At 70.1% G+C, this 19,551-nt stretch carries 18 protein-coding genes, 1 pseudogene and 1 riboswitch; of the genes and pseudogenes, 3 read left to right on the top strand and 16 right to left on the bottom strand.

Going from position 1 to position 19,551, the window contains the following annotated elements:
• Positions 1-56: 56 nt before the first annotated feature.
• The gene (locus WBA97_RS10620; protein WP_424230575.1) at positions 57-1,064 is read left to right on the top strand and encodes an AsnC family protein; all 1,008 of its coding nucleotides are present in this window, start codon (positions 57-59) and stop codon (positions 1,062-1,064) included.
• Between the two features lies 1 nt (position 1,065).
• Here the strand turns inward: WBA97_RS10620 and WBA97_RS10615 are convergent, their stop codons facing one another.
• From WBA97_RS10615 to WBA97_RS10600, 4 genes are all read right to left on the bottom strand, one after another.
• The gene (locus WBA97_RS10615; protein WP_424230574.1) at positions 1,066-1,347 is read right to left on the bottom strand and encodes a hypothetical protein; all 282 of its coding nucleotides are present in this window, start codon (positions 1,345-1,347) and stop codon (positions 1,066-1,068) included.
• A 64-nt stretch (positions 1,348-1,411) separates the two neighbouring features.
• A complete protein-coding gene (locus tag WBA97_RS10610; protein ID WP_424230573.1) occupies positions 1,412-2,344 on the bottom strand; it encodes an RluA family pseudouridine synthase in 933 nt (310 codons plus the stop codon).
• Entirely contained in the window at positions 2,341-2,916 is a 576-nt protein-coding gene (lspA, locus tag WBA97_RS10605) for a signal peptidase II (protein ID WP_424230572.1), read from the bottom strand. Before lspA ends, WBA97_RS10610 begins: the two co-directional genes overlap by 4 nt.
• A gap of 87 nt (positions 2,917-3,003) precedes the next feature.
• On the bottom strand, positions 3,004-4,323 hold the full coding sequence (locus WBA97_RS10600; RefSeq protein ID WP_424230571.1) for an aminotransferase class V-fold PLP-dependent enzyme: 1,320 nt from the start codon (positions 4,321-4,323) through the stop codon (positions 3,004-3,006).
• 35 nt (positions 4,324-4,358) lie between these two features.
• Positions 4,359-4,487: riboswitch (SAM riboswitch) on the bottom strand.
• A 69-nt stretch (positions 4,488-4,556) separates the two neighbouring features.
• On the opposite strand from WBA97_RS10600, the gene sthA reads away from it, so the two are divergent.
• On the top strand, positions 4,557-5,975 hold the full coding sequence (gene sthA / locus WBA97_RS10595) for a Si-specific NAD(P)(+) transhydrogenase (RefSeq protein ID WP_424230570.1): 1,419 nt from the start codon (positions 4,557-4,559) through the stop codon (positions 5,973-5,975).
• Positions 5,976-6,110: 135 nt separating this feature from the next.
• Here sthA and WBA97_RS10590 read toward each other — a convergent pair whose 3' ends face one another.
• Positions 6,111-7,595 carry a potassium/proton antiporter gene (locus WBA97_RS10590; RefSeq protein ID WP_424230569.1) on the bottom strand — a complete coding sequence of 495 codons (1,485 nt, stop codon included), beginning with the start codon at positions 7,593-7,595 and terminating at the stop codon, positions 6,111-6,113.
• Between the two features lie 103 nt (positions 7,596-7,698).
• On the opposite strand from WBA97_RS10590, the gene WBA97_RS10585 reads away from it, so the two are divergent.
• A complete protein-coding gene (locus WBA97_RS10585; protein ID WP_424230568.1) occupies positions 7,699-8,670 on the top strand; it encodes a M28 family metallopeptidase in 972 nt (323 codons plus the stop codon).
• Between the two features lie 228 nt (positions 8,671-8,898).
• Here the strand turns inward: WBA97_RS10585 and WBA97_RS10580 are convergent.
• The 11 genes and pseudogenes from WBA97_RS10580 to WBA97_RS10530 form a co-directional block, all read right to left on the bottom strand.
• Positions 8,899-9,114, bottom strand: a pseudogene (locus WBA97_RS10580) (DUF167 domain-containing protein); the annotation flags it as partial.
• A gap of 67 nt (positions 9,115-9,181) precedes the next feature.
• On the bottom strand, positions 9,182-12,298 hold the full coding sequence (gene ileS / locus WBA97_RS10575) for an isoleucine--tRNA ligase (RefSeq protein ID WP_424230567.1): 3,117 nt from the start codon (positions 12,296-12,298) through the stop codon (positions 9,182-9,184).
• 236 nt (positions 12,299-12,534) lie between these two features.
• Positions 12,535-13,167, bottom strand: coding sequence for a hypothetical protein (locus tag WBA97_RS10570; protein WP_424230566.1), 633 nt, complete (start codon positions 13,165-13,167; stop codon positions 12,535-12,537).
• A gap of 32 nt (positions 13,168-13,199) precedes the next feature.
• The gene (locus WBA97_RS10565) at positions 13,200-14,027 is read right to left on the bottom strand and encodes a DivIVA domain-containing protein (protein WP_424230565.1); all 828 of its coding nucleotides are present in this window, start codon (positions 14,025-14,027) and stop codon (positions 13,200-13,202) included.
• A 47-nt stretch (positions 14,028-14,074) separates the two neighbouring features.
• Positions 14,075-14,359, bottom strand: a complete 285-nt coding sequence (locus WBA97_RS10560) for a YggT family protein (protein WP_184814390.1) — start codon at positions 14,357-14,359, stop codon at positions 14,075-14,077.
• 19 nt (positions 14,360-14,378) lie between these two features.
• The gene (locus WBA97_RS10555; RefSeq protein WP_424230564.1) at positions 14,379-15,080 is read right to left on the bottom strand and encodes a cell division protein SepF; all 702 of its coding nucleotides are present in this window, start codon (positions 15,078-15,080) and stop codon (positions 14,379-14,381) included.
• A 36-nt stretch (positions 15,081-15,116) separates the two neighbouring features.
• A complete protein-coding gene (locus tag WBA97_RS10550) occupies positions 15,117-15,845 on the bottom strand; it encodes a YggS family pyridoxal phosphate-dependent enzyme (protein ID WP_424230563.1) in 729 nt (242 codons plus the stop codon).
• Positions 15,842-16,558 carry a peptidoglycan editing factor PgeF gene (pgeF, locus tag WBA97_RS10545; RefSeq protein ID WP_424230562.1) on the bottom strand — a complete coding sequence of 239 codons (717 nt, stop codon included), beginning with the start codon at positions 16,556-16,558 and terminating at the stop codon, positions 15,842-15,844. The genes WBA97_RS10550 and pgeF overlap by 4 nt, the downstream gene beginning before the upstream one ends.
• Before the next feature lie 121 nt (positions 16,559-16,679).
• Positions 16,680-18,038 carry a cell division protein FtsZ gene (ftsZ, locus tag WBA97_RS10540; RefSeq protein WP_424230561.1) on the bottom strand — a complete coding sequence of 453 codons (1,359 nt, stop codon included), beginning with the start codon at positions 18,036-18,038 and terminating at the stop codon, positions 16,680-16,682.
• A 188-nt stretch (positions 18,039-18,226) separates the two neighbouring features.
• On the bottom strand, positions 18,227-18,733 hold the full coding sequence (locus WBA97_RS10535) for a DinB family protein (protein ID WP_424230560.1): 507 nt from the start codon (positions 18,731-18,733) through the stop codon (positions 18,227-18,229).
• A 41-nt stretch (positions 18,734-18,774) separates the two neighbouring features.
• Positions 18,775-19,551 (bottom strand): cell division protein FtsQ/DivIB (locus WBA97_RS10530; protein WP_424230559.1); only part of this gene is annotated, 777 nt, incomplete at its 5' end.

Genomic DNA, 19,551 nt, shown 5'->3' with positions numbered 1-19,551 from the left:
CTGCGTGGGCGCGGCTTCCGCCACGATGATCGAGGGGACGGGGTAGCGTGCGAGCCGTGACGGATCCGGTTGACGCCCGCCTCCTCGGCGTGGTTGCCGAGATGGGCAGAGCAGCGGTGCACGAGGTCGCCGCCCGCGTGGGCATGGACCCCCGGGAGGTCGCCTCGCGGCTCGTCTCGCTCTCGGCGACCGGGCTGCCCCTGCTCGTGGGTGTCGAGTGTGACCCGGCGCGGCTGGCCCAGGTGGCCGCCGCCGCGATGGCCGCCAGCTCCCCGCCCTACGGTGTGCAGACCCCGTACGGGCAGCAGCAGTTCCCGCCGTCGGGCCCGATGCACGCGCCCTACCAGCAGCAACCACAGCAGCAACTACAGCAGCAGCCGGGCCCGCACTCCGGCCCGCACTCCGTGCAGCAGCCGATGATGCCGCGCACGGGTCCGCCCAGCGCGCCGTTCCCCGCGCAGACCGGGCCGCCGAGCCAGCCGTTCCCCGCGCCCGTGCCGCAGCAGGCCCAGCCGTTGCCGCAGGTCGAGGCGCCGATCAGCATGTGGGGCCCGCCGCAGACGTCGACGTGGGCGCGTGGCGACGGGCCACCCCAGGACCTGACGCAACCCACGATCCGGCCGGACCGGGCGGAACCCGATGTGCGGCAGGGCAAGGTCGGGAACGCACTGCAGACCGAAGGGCTGGAGGGCGAGCGGCTGTCGATCACGCTCGTGGAGGTCGTCGACCCGGCGGACTACCTGTTCACCGCGGCCGGGTACCGGCTGCAGGAGGGTGAGCGGTCGGTGGTCGTGCACACGGAGCTGACCAACCGGGGCAACGTGGCGTTCCAGTCGCTGCCGGACCTGTACCTCGTGCTGGTGACACCGGACGGCAAGACCATCTCGAAGGCGCCGGTGTCGCTGTCGTCGCGGCCGCCGCACCGGATCGGCGTCCCGCCGGGCGAGACGCAGGGCGGCCACACCGTGTACGTCGTGCCGGAGCACACCGAGGTCACGTCGGTCCGCTGGAGCCCTCGTCCCGACGAGGAGTCCCGCGCACTGACGTGGACCGTCGAGAACTGAATTACCTGTCAGGTCGGAACATCCTGGCGACCCACGACTTGCGCTTCTCCGGCTCCTGCTCACGCGGAAGCCGGCGGACGACCGGGATCGGCGACGTGGGTGGCTCGGTGCGGCGCGTCGCGTAGTCCGGTTCCGGTCTGCTCTGTGCGTGGCGGCTCTGCGGCTCGGGCTCCGGTTCGACGTCGAACGGCGACTCCGGGGGACCGCCGCCGATCACCGAGGGTGCGACGCCGTCCTCGAGGAAATGCTCCGTCGGTTCGCCGTCTGCTCGATCGCTGCGCACTCGCACCACCCACCTCGCTGGTTGCGAACCAAAATACGCGAAAACCGGCGGCAGGTGGAGAACTTCAGCTCTCGGATGCCAGTCTGTCCAACGCTTTCCTCAGGTCCTCCGGGTACTGGCTGGTGAACTCGACCCACTGCCCGTCCGCCGGGTGGTGGAAGCCGAGCCGCCGTGCGTGCAACCACTGGCGGGTCATGCCGAGTCGCTTGGCCAGTGTGGGATCCGCCCCGTAGGCGATGTCGCCGACGCACGGGTGCCGCAGCGCGGAGAAGTGCACGCGGATCTGGTGCGTGCGACCGGTCTCCAGCTTGATGTCCACGAGCGACGCGGCGCGGAACGCCTCGATTGTCTCGTAGTGCGTGACGCTCGGCCTGCCGCTGGCGACCACCGCGAACTTGTAGTCGTGCTTGGGGTGCCGGTCGATCGGTGCGTCGATGGTGCCCGACGACGAGTCGGGGTGGCCCTGCACGAGCGCGTGGTAGCCCTTGTCGACGGTGCGTTCCTTGAACGCGCGCTTGAGCACCGTGTAGGCGTGCTCGCTCTTCGCCACGACCATGATGCCGGTGGTGCCGACGTCGAGCCGGTGCACGACGCCCTGCCGCTCGGCCGCGCCGGACGTCGACACCCGCACACCGGCCGCGGCGAGGCCGCCGATGACGGTCGTCCCGGTCCAGCCAGGGCTCGGGTGCGCCGCGACCCCGACCGGCTTGTCCACGACCACGACGTCGTCGTCCTCGTGGATGATCGTCATGCCGGGCACCTCGATCGCGGGCGCCGGACCACCGTCCTCGCGCTCCGGGTCCGGGATCGTGACCTCCAGCCACGCGCCGGCGGTGAGCTTGTCAGACTTGCCCGCCGTGCGGCCGTCGAGCTGCACGTCGCCCGACTCGGCGATGGCGGCGACCGCGGTGCGGGACAGGCCGAGCAGCTTCGCGAGCCCGGCGTCCACGCGCATGCCGTCGAGCCCGTCCGGAACGGGCAGAGTGCGGGCGGTCATTTCTGGTCCTTCTTGTCAGAGGTGCGGCGGCCGTCGTAGTCGCGGCCGAGTAGCGCCATCAGCACGATCAGCGCGCCGCCGACGCAGATCGCCGAGTCGGCGACGTTGAACACCGGGAACGCCTCGCCGTTCGGCGCGAACGGGGACAGGAAGTCCACGACGTGGCCGTGCATCGCACCCGGCGCGCGGAAGAACCGGTCGACGAGGTTGCCGAGGGCACCCGCGAGCACCAGCGCGAGGCCGATGGCCCAGCCGGTGGAGCGCAGCTTCGGCATCACCCAGATGATGCCGACGACCACCGCGAGCGCGATCAGCGTCAGCACCCACGTCATGCCGGTCGCCATGCCCCACGCTGCGCCCGGGTTGCGCACGATCTGCAGGTAGAACAGGCCGCCGAGGACGCGGACGGGCGGCTCGTGCTCGAGCGAGGCCAGTGCGAGCTGCTTGGTGATCTGGTCGATCACCAGCAGGACCGGCGCGACGGCCGCGACGAGCCACACCTTCCTCGGTGGCAGCGGCAGCACAGGTGGCTCCGCGGCTTCTGGCTCCGCGCTGATCTCATCGTTGTTCACGGCTGGTCCTCGCAGGCTCCGACCAGCCGTCGTGTTTGATGTTCGCTCCGCAAGCTCCGCTCACGAAACCCATTGTCCACGGTGTGGTCAGAGGCCGGTCAGGAAGGCTGGCAGGGGCCTGGTGTCCTCGACCGGGGCGTACCGGCCGTCGACCAGCTCGTACTGCCTGGCCGGGCCGTCGGTGACCAGCCGCCGCAGCGCGGTGAGCAGGCGGTCGACGTGCTCGGCGGTGCTGCCAAGGCCGAGGCTCGCCCGCAACGCGCGGCCGCCGGTGAGCCGGTTCACCGCGATGTGCGCGCAGAACGCGCCGTCCCGCACCCCGATGCCGTACTCGGCCGACAGGTAGGCGGCGACCAGGCCAGGGTCGCGGTCCCCGACCGTGAAGCTGACGACGCCGACCCGGGGCGCGTCCTCGCCGAGGATCGACAGCTGCCGCACGCCTGGGATGCTCGCGAGCCCGGTACGCAGCCGGGCCAGCAGCTCCTCCTCGTGCGCGACCACCGCGTCCCACGAGCGGCGCAGCGTCTGGCAGGCGACCGCGAGCGCATAGGCACCGACGACGTTCGGCGACCCCGCCTCGTGCCGCTCCGGCCCGTGGTTCCACGACACGGCCCGCTCGGTGACCAGCCGGGTGGCGCCGCCGCCCGCCAGGTACGGGTAGGCGGCACGCAGCCAGTCCGCGCGCCCGACCAGCGCACCGGCGCCGAACGGGGCGTACAGCTTGTGGCCGGACAGCACCACGTAGTCGACGTTCAGCTCCCGCACGTCGACCGGGCGGTGGGCGGCGAGCTGGGCTGCGTCGAGCACCACCCTGGCGCCGTGGCGGCGCGCCACGGCGGCGAGGCGGGCGACCGGCCACAGCTCACCGGTGACGTTCGCGGCGCCGGTGACCACCACGAGCCGGGGCCCGGCCGGCGTCCGCGCGAGTGCCTCGTTGAGGTCGCCATCGACGTTCGCGGTCGGGGTCACGCGGTGCACGTTCGGGCCGCGCCACGGCAGGAGCGCCGCGTGGTGGTCGGTGTCGAACACGACCACCGAGGTGTTCGCCGGCACCGCCCTGGCCAGCAGGTTCAGCGCGTCGGTGGTATTGCGGGTGAAGACCACCTCGTCGGTGCGGCGGGCGCGGACGAACTCGCGGACCACCTGCCGCGCCTTCTCGTAGACCTTCGTGGACACCTGGGAGGCGAACCCAGCGCCCCGGTGCACGCTGGCGTACCAGGGCAGCAGCTCGTCAACGGCGTCCTGCACCGCGTCGAGACAGGGTGCGCTGGCGGCGTGGTCGAGGTTGGCGTACTGGACCTGGGTGCCGTCCACGAGCGGCACGGTGAGCCTGCTGCCCGCGACGGATGGCAGGCCGGTCTTCAGTGCTTCGACCGCGGCTCGGGCATGGGGAATGGCGAACGTCATCGTGGCGTCTCCTGGGTCGTGGACCCCGTACCCAGGGCCCGCGCTTGCCCGCCCGCACCTCGCGGAGGGCCTGGTCCTCACCCGGGGCACCCCACCGCGGCAGGAGGGTTGCCGGCCAGCAAGCCGGGGCTTCGCAGATTCAACTGCAGCTGGCACTCATGACCTTCGGAAAAAAGGTAGCTGATCGACCGTTCCGCTGTCCAACCAATGTGGCCCTTGCCAGACTGAACCGCATGAATGAATACGACGTGCTGGTGCTGGGGTCCGGTCCGGGCGGGCAGAAGGCGGCGATCGCCGCGGCGAAGCTCGGTGCGTCGGTCGCGCTGATCGAGCGGCGCAACATGATGGGCGGCGTGTGCATCCAGACCGGCACGATCCCGTCGAAGACGCTGCGCGAGGCGGTGCTGTACCTGACGGGCATGTCGCAGCGGGAGCTGTACGGGCAGAGCTACCGTGTCAAGGACGACATCACGATCGGCGACCTGACCGCGCGGACGTCCCACGTGGTCAGTCGCGAGGTCGACGTGATCCGCAACCAGCTGGCACGCAACGGCATCGCGGTGCTGCCGGGCCTTGGCCGGTTCGTTGACCGGCACACGGTGCAGGTGGCGGACGGCGCCGGGCAGGAGCGCAAGGTCACCGCCGACAAGATCGTGATCGCCACCGGCACCACCCCGGCACGTCCATCCACTGTGGACTTCGACGAGCAGACGATCGTCGACTCGGACGGGATCCTCGGCCTCGACCGGATTCCGAGGACGATGATCGTGGTCGGCGCCGGGGTGATCGGCATCGAGTACGCATCGATGTTCGCCGCGCTTGGCACCAAGGTGACGGTGATCGAGCAGCGGAAGAGGATGCTCGACTTCTGCGACACCGAGGTGGTCGAGGCGCTCAAGTACCAGCTGCGCGACCTCGCGGTGACGTTCCGGTTCGGCGAGACCGTGACCGCGGTGGAGCGGTACGCCAAGGGGACGGTCACGACGCTGGAGAGCGGCAAGAAGATCCCCGCCGACACGGTGATGTACTCGGCGGGGCGGCAGGGCATGACAGAGGCACTGAACCTGGCGGCCGCCGGGCTGGCGGCGGACAAGCGCGGCCGGATCACGGTCGACGCGAACTTCCGCACCGAAGTGGACAACATCTACGCGGTCGGCGACGTGATCGGCTTCCCCGCGCTGGCGGCGACATCGATGGAGCAGGGCAGGCTGGCCGCCCACCACGCGTGCGGCGAGCCGGTGCACGAGATGCACACACTGCAGCCGATCGGCATCTACACGATCCCCGAGGTCAGCTACATCGGCCGTACCGAGGACGAACTGACCGAGCAGCGCGTCCCGTTCGAGGTCGGCGTGTCCCGCTACCGGGAGCTGGCACGCGGCCAGATCATCGGCGACTCGTACGGCGTGCTGAAGCTGCTCGTGTCCCCGGACGACCGCTCACTGCTTGGTGTGCACGTCTTCGGCACCAACGCCACCGAGCTGGTCCACATCGGACAGGCCGTGATGGGCTGTGGCGGCACCGTCGACTACCTGGTCGACACCGTGTTCAACTACCCGACCCTGGCCGAGTCGTACAAGGTCGCCGCACTGGACGCCACAAACAAGATGCGCCAGATCAGCATGTTAGCGAGCCCGCCTCCCCGGGATTAAGAATGTGCGAGGTCTGGTCCTGACCAACAGTGACCTCAGGGGAACGTGACGGCACCCAGCCACCAACCACCCACGGTCCGCGGCTGTCGCTGGGTCGATACCAACACTTTTAATGCCGGGGAGGCGGGCTAGCCACTAGTCCTCGCCGGTTTCGCCGCGCCAGCGGGCGAAGCGGCCCGCGCGGTCGACGGCGCGGATGCGGTGTTCGGTGGCCGTGCGGACCTGCTCGGTCGCCACGACCAGGAGCTGGTCGCGTACCTGCATGCGCGTCGACGAGCCGGGCGTGTGGCCGACGCCCCCGCGGACCAGCAGGCTCACCGTCGCGCCCGTGGGGAGGCGCAGCTCGGACAGGTACACGCCGTGCATCTTCGAGCCGGCCGGCACGGTGAACGTCAGCAGCACGGCGCCAAGCTCGTCGAGCGGGGCCGCGTCCACGTCGACCTCGCGGGTCACTCCCGACTTCGCGAGCCCGAGCAGTCGCGCGACCAGTGGCAGCGTGCTGCCCTGCACGATCGTCAGCACGATGACCAGCACGAACACCGCGTCCACGAGCTGATGCGCGCCGGTCACGCCCTCGGTGATCGGGATCATCGCGAGCACGATCGGCACCGCGCCGCGCAGGCCGGCCCACGACAGGAACGCCTGCTCCCGCCATGGCACGCGGAACGGGGTGAGCGACACCGCGACCGAGATGGGCCGGGCGAGGAACGTGACCACGAGCCCGGCGACGATGCCCGGCACGACCGCGTCCAGCAGCCTTTCCGGCGACATGAACAGCCCCAGCAGCACGAACAGGCCGATCTGCGACAGCCAGCCGAGCCCCTCCGCGAAGGACAGCGTGTCGTTGCGGTGCGGGAGCTTCGAGTTGCCGAGCACGAGCGCGGCGACGTACGCGGCCAGCAGCCCGGACGCGTGCACGAACGAGCCCGCCGAGAACGCCAGCACCGGCACCGCGACCGTCGCGAGTGGATAGAGGCCGGTCGCGGGCAGCGCGGACTTGCGCAGCGCCTGCGCGCCGACCCAGCCCAGCCCGATGCCGATGACCGCGCCGACCACCAGCTCGTATCCGGCGAACAGTGGGTCGGACCAGGTCGCGGCACTGCCGGAGGCGAGCAACACCACGACGAGGTAGGCGGCCGCGTCGTTCATGCCGGACTCGAGCTCCAGCGCACCGACGAGGCGCCTGCCGACGGAGATGTTGCGCAGCACGCTGAACACGGCGGCCGCGTCGGTGGACGCGAGGACCGCGCCCCACAGCAACGCGTACCGCCAGTCGAAGCCGAGAATCAGGTGCAGCGCCGCGCCGGTGACCGCGATGCTCACCGCGACGGCCACGGTCGACAGCACGACTCCCGGCCACAACGACGCCTTGACGTCCGGCCACCGCGTGGTCAGACCGCCCTCGGTGAGGATAAGCACTAGCGCGGCCAGCCCGAGCGACTCGGTGAGCGACGCGTTCTCGAACTCGACGCCGATGCCGGCCTCGCCGAGCAGCACGCCGATCAACAGGTAGAGCACCAGCGACGGGAACCCGAGCCGCACCGACACCCGGACCGCGAGCACCGAGATCAACAGGACCGCGGCGACCGCTCCGAGCACGACCGACAGCTCCTGGGCCACACCTTCCTCCTGACCGCGATCCGGAAATTCCCGACGAACGAACCTACCGGCTCAACCACCCCGTTGACACGCTGAGCAGGGTCTTCGAGCCTTGGGAGTTGCCATGATCACTCGTCGGTCCCCTGCCGTCGTGGCCTTGCTGTGCGCGACGGTCACCGCTCTCGTCCCCGCGTGCGCCACCGCGGGCGCGGCCCCGGAAAGCGCTGGAGTCGTTGCGCCACAAGCAGCTCCGGACATCCCGGTGGCGGATGTCCAGGCGCACCTCGCCGAGCTGTCGCGGATCGCGGGTGAGAACGGCGGCAACCGCGCACACGGGCAGCCGGGCTTCCGCGCCGGGCTCGACTACATCAAGGCGCAGCTCGACGCGGCCGGGTACACGACCGCGTTCCAGGAGTTCACGATCGGCGGCTCGACCGGCTACAACCTGATCGCCGACTGGCCCGGCGGGGACGAGAACGCGACGATCATGTTCGGCGGGCACGCCGACAGCGTCAACGCGGGTCCCGGCATCAACGACAACGGCTCCGGCTCGGCCGGGCTGCTCGAAGTGGCGCTGACCGTCGCCGAGCAGGGCCTTGCGCCGGCCAAGCACCTGCGGTTCGCCTGGTGGGGCGCGGAGGAGCTGGGCCTCGTCGGGTCGACCAACTACGTCGAGAGCCTGCCGGACACCGAGATCGCGAAGATCGCGGGCTACGTCAACTTCGACATGATCGGCTCGCCCAACCCGGGCTACTTCGTGTACTCGTCGGGCAGCCAGCCGCCGGGGTCGGACCAGATCGAGCAGGTGCTCGCGGACTACTTCGTCTCGATCGGCGTGGCGACCGAGCCGGTCGAGGTCGGCGGGCGCTCCGACCACGCCGCGTTCGCACGGGCAGGCATCCCGACCGGTGGCACGTTCACCGGCGCGGAGGAGACCAAGTCCGCCGACCAGGCCGCCAAGTGGGGCGGCACGGCGGGCGATGCGTTCGACCCGTGCTACCACCGCAGCTGCGACACGCTCGACAACATCGACGAGCCTGCGCTCGACCGCAACACGGACGCGATCGCGACGGCCGTGTGGACCCTCAGCGCCTGACCGCCGGTGTAGGCCACCTGATCTCAGCCTTTGAGTTCTTCGAGGCGGGCCAGTGCCCCGTCCAGGTGGATTGGGGTGGTTATCGGCGGATCCCGGTGTTCGCTGGCAAGGCGCCGGAAGGTCCTCGTACCGGGTTGTACTTGGGCCTTTCGGCAACGCGGCCAGCGGGCGGCGGGGCCGAAAGAGAATCATGCCGTATCCGCCTGGACGGGGCACCAGGTTGTGGGGCAACTCGACAACCTTGTCCCGTCCTCGTTCTCCCGCCACGATCGTGACGTCCTGCTTGCGGATGCCGAAGGCCTTCGCCAGCGCCTTGCGCACGGCTTCGTTCGCCTTGCCGTCGACGGGCGGGGCGGTCACGGCGACTATCAGTGCTTCGCCGTGGTGGCCGCCAACTGATTCCTTCTTGGCGCCGGGTTTGACCCGGACCGCGAATCTCACCAGTTGGCCTCCGGCCTCTGTCAGTGGTTCGCGGTGCCGGGTGCGCGGCACCCGGCACCGCGACCTCTGGCTACGCCTTGGTGACCGTCACCGCGACGTCGGTGCCGTCGCCCACTGTGCCAGCGAACCCGGTCGCCGGGCCGTAGGTGACCGTGGTCGCCAGGGTCTCGCCTGCCAGGAACTTCTCGTGCGTGCGAACGGCGGCCACTACCTCGTCCGGCGCCTGGACGGTCACCGTGATGCGGTCGGCCACGTCAAGGTCCGCCTCGCGGCGGGCCTGTTGCACGACGCGGACCAGGTCGCGGGCGATGCCTTCCGCTTCCAGCTCCTGCGTGGTCACCGTGTCGAGGACCACCAGGCCCGACGAGGCAGGCAGCTCGCCCGTGGCGCCCTTGTCGGTGGCCACCAGCCTGCGCTGGAACTCGCCCGGCAGCAGTTCGATGCCCGCCGCCACCACCGTGTCGCCGTCGCTGGTCCACTCGCCGGCCTTCACCGCGCGGATGACCTTCTGCGTGTCCGCGCCCAGCCTCGGGCCGCAGGCCCGTGCGTTGACCACCAGCTCGAAGTGGCCGTGTGCCGCCACGTCCGTGGTCAGCGTGACCCGCTTGACGTTCACCTCGTCGCTGATCAGGTCAGCGAACGGCGCCAGCGACTCGGCGTCCGCCGCCGCCACCGTCAGTTGTGCCAGTGGGAGCCGGACGCGCAGCTTGTTCGACTTGCGCAGTGCCAGCGCGGCCGAGCACACCTGCCGCACCCGGTCCATCGCCGTGACCAGTGCCGCGTCGGCGGGCAGCAGGTCGTCGCCAGGCCAGTCGGCAAGGTGCACCGAGCGCTCGCCCGTGACGCCACGCCACACCGCTTCGGCCGTGAGTGGCAGCAGCGGGGCCACCACCCTGGACACGACCTCCAGCACCGTGTGGAGCGTGTCGATCGCGTCCTTGTCGCCTGCCCAGAATCGGTCGCGGGAGCGGCGGACGTACCAGTTGGTCAGCGCCTCCAGGTACTCGCGCACCCCGGCACACGCGCCGGACAGGTCGTACACGTCCAGCGCGGCGCGGGTGTCGACCACCAGCTCCTGCGTCTTCGCCAGCACGTACCGGTCCAGCACGTGCTTGGAGTCCGCCCGCCACGTGCCCTCGACGCCCTCCGCGTTCGCGTACAGCGCCAGGAAGTACCACGTGTTCCACAGCGGCAGCACGGCCTGGCGCACCGCGTCGCGGATGCCGCGCTCGGTCACCACCAGGTCGCCGCCGCGCAGGATCGGTGACGACATCAGGAACCAGCGCATGGCGTCCGAGCCGTCGCGCGAGAACACCTCGTTGACGTCCGGGTAGTTCTTGCGGCTCTTCGACATCTTCTGGCCGTCGTCGCCAAGGACGATGCCGTGTGCCAGGCAGTTGCGGAACGCCGGCCGGTCGAAGAGCGCCGTGGCCAGCACGTGCATGGTGTAGAACCAGCCGCGGGTCTGGCCGTTGTACTCGACGATGAAGTCGCCGGGGTAGTGGTGCTCGAACCACTCGCGGTTCTCGAACGGGTAGTGCACCTGGGCATAGGGCATCGAGCCGGACTCGAACCAGCAGTCCAGCACCTCGGGCGTCCTGCGCATCGTCGACTGCCCGGTCGGGTCGTCCGGGTTCGGCCGGGTCAGTGCGTCGATGTAGGGCCGGTGCAGATCCGCCGGGCGCACGCCGAAGTCGCGCTCCAGCTCGTCCAGCGAGCCGTACACGTCCACCCTGGGGTACTCCGGGTTGTCCGACACCCACACCGGGATCGGGCTGCCCCAGAAGCGGTTGCGGGAGATCGACCAGTCGCGTGCGTTCTCCAGCCACTTGCCGAACTGGCCGTCCTTCACGTGCCCCGGCACCCAGTTGATCTGCTGGTTCAGCTCGACCATCCGGTCGCGGAACTTGGTCACCGCGACGAACCACGACGTCACCGCGCGCTGGATCAGCGGGTTGCCGCAGCGCCAGCAGTGCGGGTACGCGTGGTCGTAGGTCTCCTGCCGCAGCAGCTTCCCGGCCGCCTTGAGGTCCTTGATGATCTTGCCGTTGGCCTCGTCGAGCACGTGCATGCCCTCGTAGGCGGGCACCGTGGTGTCGAAGCGGCCGTGCGCGTCGACCGGCGTGACCGGCGTGATGCCCGCCGCGTCGGTGACGACCTTGTCCTCCTCACCGTAGGCGGGGGCGATGTGCACGATGCCCGTGCCGTCCTCGGTGGTGACGTAGTCGGCGGCGAGGATCTGGTGCGCGTTCTCGGTGCCCGCGAAGAAGTCGAACGGCGGCGTGTACCCGCGGCCCAGCAGGTCGGCGCCCCTGTGGCGGGCGACGACCGGCGGCTCCTCCCCCAGCTCGCGGGCGTACGCGGCCACGCGGGCCTCGGCGAGCAGGTAGCGCTCACCGTTCGCCTCGACGGTCACGTAGTCGACCGCGGGGTTGACGGCCATCGCCAGGTTCGACGGCAGGGTCCACGGCGTGGTGGTCCAGATGAGCGCCAGCTCGCCGGTCTCGAGCCGCAGGCCGACCGTGACCGCCGGGTCCTGCCGGTCCAGGTAGACGTCGTCCATCTTGGTCTCGGTGTTGGACAGCGGCGTCTCGCAACGCCAGCAGTACCAGAGGACGCGGTAGCCCTCGTACACCAGGCCCTTGTCCCACAGGGACTTGAAGGCCCACATGACGCTTTCCATGAAGTCGAGGTCGAGCGTCTTGTAGTCGTTGTCGAAGTCGACCCAGCGGGCCTGGCGGGTCACGTAGTCGCGCCACTGGTCGGTGTACCGCAGCACCGAGGTGCGGCACGCCTCGTTGAACTCGGCGACGCCCATCTCCTCGATCTCGGCCTTGGTCTTGATGCCGAGCTGCTGCTCCGCCTCGAACTCGGCGGGCAGGCCGTGGGTGTCCCAGCCGAACCGGCGCTCGACGTGCTTGCCGCGCATCGTCTGGTAGCGCGGCACGACGTCCTTGACGTAGCCGGTCAGCAGGTGGCCGTAGTGCGGGAGGCCGTTGGCGAAGGGCGGGCCGTCGTAGAAGACGAACTCGTTCGAGCCGTTGTCACCGGCCGGGCGCGCGTCGACGGACGCGACGAAGGTGCGGTCGGTGTGCCAGTAGTCGAGCACGACCTGCTCGAGGTTCGGGAAGGACGGCTGCGCGGCCACGCCCTGGTCCGAGCCGAACTGCGCCTTGGGGTATGCCATCGGGTCCTCGTGGTCCATCCGTCGTGTGATCGCGTGTGCTGCCACACGGGGACGACGTGACGCCGCGGTACCACCCCGCTTGCCGGCGCACGTGCGCGCCGACCTCTCGTTCACCGGCTGTGACGGGCCGACCCGTCCGGTTCTACTGAGGCCCAGCGGGCCCGTTCTTCCGGAGGCTCCCCGGTGATGGCCGGTTCAACGCCTGTGTTTCAAGGATGCCAGAGCACGCAAGCCGGTTAGCGCGCGGCCCGGTGCCTGGCCGCGAGGACCCCGTCGGGGCCACAGCGGGCACACGGCGTGAACCCGAGCTGGCGAGCCTCCGACACGGGGATCGGGATCGTCGCGCGCGGGCCGAGCCAGGTGCACGTCGCGAGGTGGTACCGGGGGTGTTCGTCGACGACGCGTACCTCGACACTGAGGCCCGCGACCACCAACAGGTCGCTCGCGTCGGTCGGTTCCTCGTCCGGCTCGGCGGTGTCCTCGACCGGCGCCGCGTGTTGTGCGACCGGCTCGAGGAAGCTGGTCACCTCGGCGTCGGACTCCGGCTCCACCGCCGCCGCGCGGGCTGGCGGCTCCTCGTCGCCGAAGTCCGGCTCCTCGAGCTCCTCGAGTTCGTCGTACTGCTCGTGCTCGGCCGGTCCGCCGGGTCGGTTGTCGCGGCGGGCGCCACCCACGGTGACGACCGTCGGTCTCGCCGAGTCGCCTGCGCGTGCCTTGCGCCTGCCGCTCAGCCAGTCGGTGACCAGCAGAGCGGCCGCCACGACACTCAACACCACGGAGATCCACGCCCACAGCGTGTACGCCGTGGTCAGCGCGGCGATGAGCAGCCCAAAGGCAGCCACCACCAGCGCCAGGACTATGTACAGCACTGGTCAGTCAGGTCGTTTCCGGGGAACTGTGCTCAGCCGGCTTCGGCCCGGGGACCGAACGCGTAGCCCTGCTGCCCGGACGACCTGCCGTTGTCCGACGACCCCGTGGTCGGCGCCGCGGATCCCCGGTCACCCAGTTCTCGCAGACTCGACTCCAGGAACGTCTTCAGCCTGGTGCGGTACTCACGCTCGAACGTACGCAGCTCGTCGATCTTCTTCTCGAGTGCCGTCCGCTCCGCCTGCACCTGACCGATGACCTCGGCGTGCTGCCGCTGTGTCTCGCGCTCCAGCGTGGTGGCCTTGTCACGGGCCGAACGCTCGAGCGTCTCCGCACGGGTGCGCGCGTCGTTGAGCATCGTCTCGGCGCGGGTACGCGCCTCGTTGATCATCGTGTCCGACTTGGCACGGGCCTCGGAGAGCAACTGCTCGGACTTGGTCCGCGCCTCCGAGAGCATGCCGTCGGACTCCGCCTTGGCCTCGCCGGTGAGCCGGTCCGCCATCTCCTGGGCGAGCCCGAGCACCTTCGCGGCCTGGACGTGATGGTCGCCACCGGTGGAACCGGGGGACGTCTGCTCGAGCGCGCTCGGCGGCGGCACGGGCGTCAGCCTGCGCGGCTCCTCGACACGCTGCGGCGCCGGTGCGACCGAGCGCGCGTCCTCGATGTCGGCGCGTGCCGACTCGAGCTGCGCGTCGAGCTGCTCGACCTGCGCACGCAGGTCGTTGTTCTCCTCGATCAGGCGGGACAACTCGACCTCCACCAGGTCAAGGAACGCGTCCACCTCGTCCTCGTTGTAGCCCCGCTTGCCAATGGGAGGCTTGCTGAACGCGACGTTATGCACGTCAGCGGGGGTCAACGACATCTGATCACCTCACGCACTCAGGGGCTGTCATCCACCCGGATTCCCCACTAACCGGGATAGGCCAGTCGCATCAGTATGAACACGACCAACAGCAGCACCATAATCGATAGGTCCAGCCCTACGCCTCCGATCCGGACCATCGGTATCAACCGACGGACCAAGCGGACCGGAGGATCGGTCACTGTGTAGATGGTCTCCAGCGTTACCGCAACCCCGCCAGCCGGGCGCCACTCTCTCGAGAACGCTCGGACGAGCTCCACCACGACTCGCGCGGTCAGGAACAGCCAGAAGACGAACAGTACCCAATACAAGACAAGCCGCACGGGATCCACGTGTCAACTCTGCCATCTCTCACTGACGATTGAGCAACCCGCCCTCCGCTATGCGCCGTTTGTCCTCCGCTGTCGGGTCCTGGTTGGGCGGTGAGATCAAGAACACCTTGTTGGTGACCTTGTCCATCGAGCCCCGCATCGCGAACACCAGACCAGCGGCGAAGTCGACGAGACGCCGCGCGTCGGCGTCCTCGAGCTCGGTGAGGTTGATGATCACCGGGGTGCCGTCGCGGTAGTGCTCACCGATGGCGCGCGCGTCCGCGAAGCCCGTCGGGTGCACGGTCACGATCCGCCCCATCGGGTACCCCCCGGTGCTCGGCTTGGCCGCTGGCTCCGGCCGCGGCAGCGGTCGCGGCGCAGGCTCCCTACGGGGCTCCACGGCCAGCGCGCCCTGGGTCGGCGCGTCCGTTGACCAGGCAGGACGCGACCGGCCACCGGCTCGGGCCGGGAGGTCGGCACGCAAGGACGGCTCCGGCTCGTACCCGTCCTCGAACCGTGCGTCGTCGCCCCGGCGACCGAATCCGCGCCTGCGCGGCGGCTCACCGTAGGGGTCGTACTCGTCCTCGTCGGACAGGTACTCCGGACGCCGGTAGCCTCGGCCGCCAGCGGCGCGGACTGGGAGGTCGTCACCGTATTCGTCCAGGTCATCGAAGTCGTAGCCGTCGTACTCGTCGGCAGGGACCATGCCGAAGTAGGCCTTCAGCTTCTGCAGCGTGCCCATACCCCTGCCCTCGCTACGTACGATTACCGGAACGTGTTATGGCGAGGCTAGGCCACGGGTGCCCAGGAGCGCGGTTCCGACACGCACGCAGGTCGAACCGTGAGTAACCGCCGATTCAAGATCACCTGTCATCCCCGAGGACAGTTCTGTGGCCTCAGGATGATCTTGCCGTAGGCGGTCGGCGGCTCGCGCGAGGCGTTCGAAGGCCTCGTCCGGGGTCATGGTGAGCGGGGCGACAGCCATCAGTCCGCGCAACCGCAATCCACCCGAACGGGCGACATGATCGGCAAGCGGCATCAGCGTGTCGCATCCCACTCCCCCGCGTGTCGGATCGTCGTCGATGCTCACCTGGAGCAGAACGTCGAGCGGCGTGGTCCGGTCACCCGCGTCCCGGGCGGCGCCGACGGCCTTGTCCAGGGCGTCCGCGAGCCGGTCCGAGTCGACGGACTGGACCTCGGCGGCCCAGCGGGCCACGGCACGGGCCTTGTTGCGTTGCAGCCTGCCGAGCATGTGCCACCGCACGGTCACGTCGGGCCGGAGTTCTCGCAGGTCAGCGACCTTGGGACCGGCTTCCTGCTCGCGGTTCTCGCCCAGGTCGGCGACGCCGAGGTCGGTCAGCAGCGCGGCGTCCGAGGCCGGGAACGTCTTCGTGACGGCGATGAGCCGAACGGCGTTCTCTTCGCGCCCGGCGGCGCGGCAGGCAGTCGTGATGCGTTGCCGCACGGTCGCCAGGGCCGACCCGATCTCCGTTCGCCGATCACTCATGAGGCGTCGGCCGGGTCGAGCCAGGTGAGCGCGGCCAATCGCCCAGTGGTCCCTTCTCTGCGGTGACTGAACAGCGTCTTGTCCTCCACCGTGCACCGCGGATCGATCCCGATCTTGGCGACCCCCGCGTCGGCGAGCTGCTGCCAGAGACCGGCGCGGATGTCGAGCCCAGGGGTGCCCTTGCGGGTCTTGGTGGCGCTGCCCGGCAGATGGGCCTCGACGTCGGCCTGCATGGCGGCCGGCACCTCGTAGCACTCTCCGCACACGGCCGGGCCGAGCAGCACCTCGATCCGGTCGATGCTCGCGCCCGCCTTCTCCATCGCGGCGAGTGCCGAGGGGAGTACGCCGACGCGGGCGCCGACCCGGCCCGCGTGGGCCGCGCCGACGACCCCTGCCCCGGGGTCCGCGAGCAGGACCGGCACGCAGTCGGCGCACAGCGCGACGAGCGCGAGGTTCGGCTCAGCGGTGACGATCGCGTCGGTCGCCTCGACGGCGCCGGCCAGGGGGCCGTCGACGACCTCGGCGTTGCGGCCGTGGACCTGCTCCATCCAGATGAGCCGGTCATGGCCGAGCCCGAGCTCGTCGGCGAGGCGCGCCCGGTTGGCGGCCACCGCCGCCGGGTCGTCGCCGACGCCGCCACCGAGGTTGAACGACTCGTACGGCGGCTTCGACCGGCCACCGGCACGCGTCGTCACCACCCGCCTGATCCGCACTGCGTGTCCTCCGAGTGGGGAGAGATTGACTGCCTACTCCGACATCCAACCGGATGTCCCGCCAAAAGCAGCGGCGGCACCGGGCTTGGTAGCCCGATGCCGCCGCGAAGGTCCTGGCACGTCACCGTCGCATGAAGGGCGGCACGTCGACCTCGTCGTCCGGCTCGTCGGTCACCGGGACCGCGCGGGGCGGCAGGCTGCCCGAGGTGCCGCCGGCACGCGGCCGGGGTGAGGCCGTCGGCGGAACGCTCGCGTTGCCCATCGGGTTCGAGTAGCCGGCCGCGGCCTGCCGGGGCGGCGGGGCGGTCTGCGACGTGCCCGGCGCCGGTGTGCTCGCGGTGGCCTGCTGCGGGTTGCCTTGCGTGGCCTGGGCCGTGTGCTGTGCCGAAGCGGGCGGCGTGTCGTGCTGCTGCGCCGACGCGGGCTGCTCCTGCCGCTCCGGTGCCGGGTTGGCGACCTGACCCGACTTGGCCGGGGCCACCGTGCTGCTGCGGGAGCTGACCATGGTCGGGTCGAGCTTCTTGTGCGTCGGGGTGCCGCTGTCGAACCCGGCGGCGATGACCGTCACCCGGACCTCGTCGCCGAGGGAGTCGTCGATCACCGTGCCGAAGATGATGTTGGCCTCAGGGTGCGCGGACTCCTGCACCAGCGACGCGGACTCGTTGATCTCGAACAGGCCGAGGTCGGAGCCGCCCGCGATGGCCAGCAGCACACCGTGCGCGCCGTCCATGGAGGCCTCGAGCAGCGGCGAGTTGATCGCCTTCTGCGCGGCCTGCACGGCCCGGCCCTCACCACGAGCGGAGCCGATGCCCATCAACGCGCTGCCCGCACCGGACATGACGCTCTTGACGTCGGCGAAGTCGAGGTTGATCAGACCGGGGGTGGTGATCAGGTCGGTGATGCCCTGGACACCGGAGAGCAGGACCTCGTCCGCGGAGCGGAAGGCGTCCATCAGCGAGACCCCGATGTCGCCGAGCTGCAGCAGCCGGTCGTTCGGGATCACGATGAGCGTGTCGCACTCGTTGCGCAGGTCGGTGATGCCGTCCTCGGCCTGCTTGGCACGCCGCTTGCCCTCGAAGGCGAACGGGCGGGTGACCACGCCGATGGTGAGCGCACCGAGCTTGCGGGCGATCGACGCCACGACCGGCGCGCCGCCGGTGCCGGTGCCGCCACCCTCACCCGCGGTGACGAACACCATGTCGGCGCCCTTGATGACCTCCTCGATCTCCTCGCGGTGGTCCTCGGCGGCCTTGTAGCCGACCTCCGGGTTGGCGCCTGCGCCAAGGCCACGGGTCAGTTCACGGCCGATGTCGAGCTTGACGTCGGCATCGGACATGAGCAGAGCCTGCGCGTCGGTGTTGACCGCGATGAACTCGACGCCCTTGAGGCCGACCTCGATCATGCGGTTGACAGCGTTGACCCCACCGCCGCCGATTCCGACGACCTTGATCACCGCCAGGTAGTTGTGCGGGGGCGTCATCGGGCCGCCTTCCTGATCTGAAGCCTTGTTGCTGTTCCCCGAGACAGTCGCGAGACGAACCCTGAACCTCTACGAGAGACTTAGAGTTATGTCAAGCGCTGACGATCAGGACGGTATGCATGGACCGTTCCCGTTTCCAGCCGCCACGCCGTGTAGTTGCGGTCTTGTCTTCGCCCTTCACCCTTTGTCTACTCGCCGGTGCTGCCGTCCAGCAGCTCGCGAAGCAGGTCCAGGTGACCGGCGTGGCGCCCGGTCTCCTCAATCATATGGATGAGGACCCAGCGGAGGTTCACGGGTTCACCATTGCGTTTCGCGGTCGCGTCGAGGTCGAATTTCGCGGACACCGCCCTGCTCCGGGCGCATTCCTGGGTGTAGTTCTCGATCAGCTCGGGTAGCGGCGTGGTCATGCCCTCGGTGAACTCGGCGTCCGGGTCCGTCTTGAAGCGGTCGGTCCATGCATCGGGCTTGCCGTCGAACACCACGCCGAACCAGTACTGCTCGACGTAGGTGAGATGGGACACCAGGCCCGCGATCGTGGTCAGGCCCGAGGGAACGAGCGGGCGCCGGGCCTGTTCGTCGGTGAGGCCCTCGGCCTTCATGACGACGGTGCCGCGGAGGAAGTCGAGGAAACCGGCGAGCTGCTCGCGCTCGGCGGCGACCATCGGCGGCTCCGGCCGGGTGTCGGTCACTGTCATGACGCGCAGTGTGCCGCGGCGGACGGCGGACCCGCGCCCTCTTATCCAGCCACCGTGGGAAAGTCGGGGGTGGCGACGTCGTAGGTCGTGCCGGGGCGGGTCAGCAGCGGGGCGAGGACGGCGGCCTTGCGCGCGTTGTCGCGGGCGTTGCCCCACTTGACCACGCGGCCGTCCGCGAGGGTGAGTCGCACGTTGCCGGGGGTGTCGGCGCTGACGGTGACGAGGTGGGACCTTAGCTGCTCTGGGATGTCCAGCAGGACGGTGACCGCGGCCCTGGTGGCCGGGTTGCCGGGGCGGATGTCGTCCATCGCCAGGGTGGGCAGCCCTGGCGGGGCGGTCGTGACGGTCGAGTAGTCGAGCCCGGTGGCGTCGATCAGGTGCAGCTGCACGCCCACCTTGCGGACGGCGACCGGGATGCGCTCGGTGACGACGATCTCGACGGTGCTGGGCCAGGACCGCTCCACGACCACGTCGAACACACTCGGCAGCTTGGCCACGCGAACGGCGGCCTCGGCGGTGTCGAGGCGGACCATGGGCGTGCCGCGCTCGATGGCGGCGGCCGCCAGCACGTCGTCCTCCGGGATCTCCTTGGTGCCGATGACCTCCACCGACCGGACGCCGAGCACGGACGTGAACATCACCAGGTAGCCGACCACGACCACGGAGAGCACCGCCAGCATCGCGACCCACCTGCGGGTGAGGTACTGGCCGCGGGTGGGGCCCTCGGCGTCGGTGCGCGCGGTGCCACGGGGGCGCCGGGTGAGCGTGCGGCTGGAGTCGCGGCCGATGGCGGCCCCGGCCCGGCCACGGTCCCGCTC

The organism is Actinophytocola sp. (genome assembly GCF_049647105.1).
Classification (GTDB): domain Bacteria; phylum Actinomycetota; class Actinomycetes; order Mycobacteriales; family Pseudonocardiaceae; genus Actinophytocola.
The sequence above is the reverse complement of the archived record's forward strand: the minus strand, read 5'-3'. Positions and strand labels throughout refer to the sequence as shown.